The organism is Streptomyces sp. SID5785, from assembly GCF_009870065.1.
GTDB lineage: Bacteria > Actinomycetota > Actinomycetes > Streptomycetales > Streptomycetaceae > Streptomyces.
This window is the reverse complement of sequence record NZ_WWIA01000454.1, coordinates 1-2,129: the sequence shown is the minus strand read 5'-3', so window position 1 is coordinate 2,129 and position 2,129 is coordinate 1. Positions and strand designations below refer to the sequence as shown.

General features: G+C 72.4%; 4 protein-coding genes. 2 read left to right on the top strand and 2 right to left on the bottom strand.

What is annotated here, in order from left to right; genetic code table 11:
• The coding region (locus GTW43_RS15055) for a protein kinase (RefSeq protein ID WP_161302414.1) at window positions 1-379 on the bottom strand (379 nt) is incomplete at its 3' end.
• A gap of 124 nt (window positions 380-503) precedes the next feature.
• Between GTW43_RS15055 and GTW43_RS15050 the strand changes: the two genes are divergently transcribed.
• Complete coding sequence (locus GTW43_RS15050; protein ID WP_161302412.1) at window positions 504-1,079, top strand: 1,4-alpha-glucan branching protein; 576 nt, start codon at window positions 504-506, stop codon at window positions 1,077-1,079.
• Between the two features lie 107 nt (window positions 1,080-1,186).
• Window positions 1,187-1,714: a hypothetical protein gene (locus tag GTW43_RS15045; RefSeq protein WP_161302410.1), complete on the top strand. Its 528-nt coding sequence runs from the start codon at window positions 1,187-1,189 to the stop codon at window positions 1,712-1,714.
• A gap of 32 nt (window positions 1,715-1,746) precedes the next feature.
• Here GTW43_RS15045 and GTW43_RS15040 read toward each other — a convergent pair.
• On the bottom strand, window positions 1,747-2,129 hold a 383-nt coding region (locus GTW43_RS15040; protein WP_161302409.1), incomplete at its 5' end, for a M4 family metallopeptidase.

Here is a 2,129-nt window from a genome sequence, read left to right as displayed (position 1 = left end):
GGACGCCGAGCGCCGCGACGGTGTCCGCGGGCAGCGGCCCGAGCGCCGCGACCGCCTCGGCCAGCGTGGGCCCGGGCACGTACTCGGTGGCGATCCAGGGCTGCGCCGCGTCGGTGTCGCAGGCCACGACGCGGGCCACGCCGGGCGCGTCGACCGTCGACGCGCTCCGGGCCTCCCGCGCGAACCGTCGCCGGAACAGCGGGTCGCCGGCCGCCTCCGCGCGGATCACCTTCACGGCGACGAGGTCCCCGGCCCCGGGCGCGACGAGCGCGTCGGGCCGGGCGAGGAAGACCTCGCCCATGCCCCCGGCGCCGAGCCGGGCCAGGGTCGTGTACGGCCCGACGTGCCGTGGTGACGTGCTCCGCAACGGGCCCTGCATGACTGAACTCCCCCGTGTAGGCCGCCTGTTGTGACGGCACCGGCCGTCACAGTAAGCCGCTCGCGGATCACCGGTCCATCGGGTTGCCTGGCGTGGCCCGTCGGTCATCGTCGAGGATGGGGGCATGTCGATCATCCACAACACCACGCTGAAGCCGACCAAGGTCGAACTGCTCACGCAGTGGCTGCCGCGCCAGACCTGGTACCGGGGCACCGGCACGCCCGAGCTGACGCGCACGGGCGGCTTCCGGCTCGACGACCCGGCCGGTGCGGTCGGCCTCGAGTTCGCGGCGGTCACGGACGTCTCCGGGCCGGAGCCGGTCACGTACCACGTTCCGATGGCCTACCGCGGCGCCCCGCTCGACGGCGCCGAGGCCTCCCTGATCGGCACCACCGAGCACGGGGTGCTCGGCGACCGCTGGGTCTACGACGGCGCGCACGACCCGGTGCTGCTCACCGAGCTGGAGCGGCTGGCGCGCGGCGAGGTGCCCGCGCACGCGCAGCGCGTCAGCGACCAGTTGGACCCGACGGTGCGGGCCCGGCTCGACGCGGGTGCGGGCGCCGTGCGCGCCGAGATCGTGCGCGTCCTGGAGAGCGGCGACCCGGCGGCGGGGGCCGGCGAGGTGAGCGCCCGGTGGCGTCCGGCGGGACCGGACGGACCGGAGCGGGAGGGGGTCTTCGTCCTGTTTCGGGCGGAGTGAGGCGTTCCGCGCGTTGCGGGGTGGTCCGTACCGATGAGATCTGCCATCGTGTACGGGCCGCCGGTGACCGCTGTGCGGTGTGTTCGCGCAAGCGGGGGGAGACACCGATGAGGAACGTACGACGACTCGCGGGACTGTTCACGGGCACGGCACTGGCGCTCGGCGCCCTGATCGCCACGGCGGCCGGACCGGCCCAGGCCTACAGCCCGAACCCGAAGGCGTCCGTCATCTACCGCGACACCGGGTCGTGCCCGTGCAGCGGCGGGGCGCTCACGGACCCGTTCGACAACACCTACTTCGCGAAGGACCCCGGGGGCTACGGCGTCAAGATCGAGCTGACGCAGGGCGGTTCGTTCGTCGGCAAGGTCGAGTTCCACCCGAACGACGAGAAGCTGTGGGTGTACGACACCAAGAACGACGGCGACGCCTTCTACGTGCGGATCTCCTACGCCTCGGGCGGCACCTCGCACAACCTGGGCACCTTCAGCGCCCCCGGCACGGGCGCCGTGCTCGACAAGACGGTGAAGGACTTCGACATCCCCGAGGGCGCCCCGGTCGACATCTCCGTGTACGACGACAAGGCGCTCACGGACTACATCGGCGGGGCGCGCGGGACGCAGAGCGCGGTCGCCTAGGCCGATCCGGCCCGGGAGCGGTGCGGTGGCGGTTACTTGACGTTCACGCCCGCCCAGGCGGCCTCGACGCCCTTGACCTCGGCCGAGTCGGCGCCGTACAGGTCGGTCGCCGCGCTCACGGTGCCCTTGCGGGCGTCCGCGTAGTCGGTGTTCGACGTGAAGTACGTCGTCAGGGCCTTGAACCAGATCTGCTCGGCCTTGTCCCGGCCGATGCCCGTGACGGTCGAGCCGTCCGAGGTCGGCGAGTCGTAGTCGACGCCGTTGATCGTCTTCTTTCCGCTGCCCTCGCTGAGCAGGTAGAAGAAGTGGTTCGCGATGCCCGAGGAGTAGTGGACGTCCGTGTTCCCGGCGTCGGCCGACCAGGAGTCGAGCGACGCGCCGTCCTTGCTCGGCTTGTCCATGTAACGCAGCGGCG

Coding starts and splice junctions, on each gene's coding strand:
- GTW43_RS15050 (WP_161302412.1), top strand. CDS start 504: ATGTCGATCATCCACAACACCACGCTGAAGCCGACCAAGGTCGAACTG.
- GTW43_RS15045 (WP_161302410.1), top strand. CDS start 1,187: ATGAGGAACGTACGACGACTCGCGGGACTGTTCACGGGCACGGCACTG.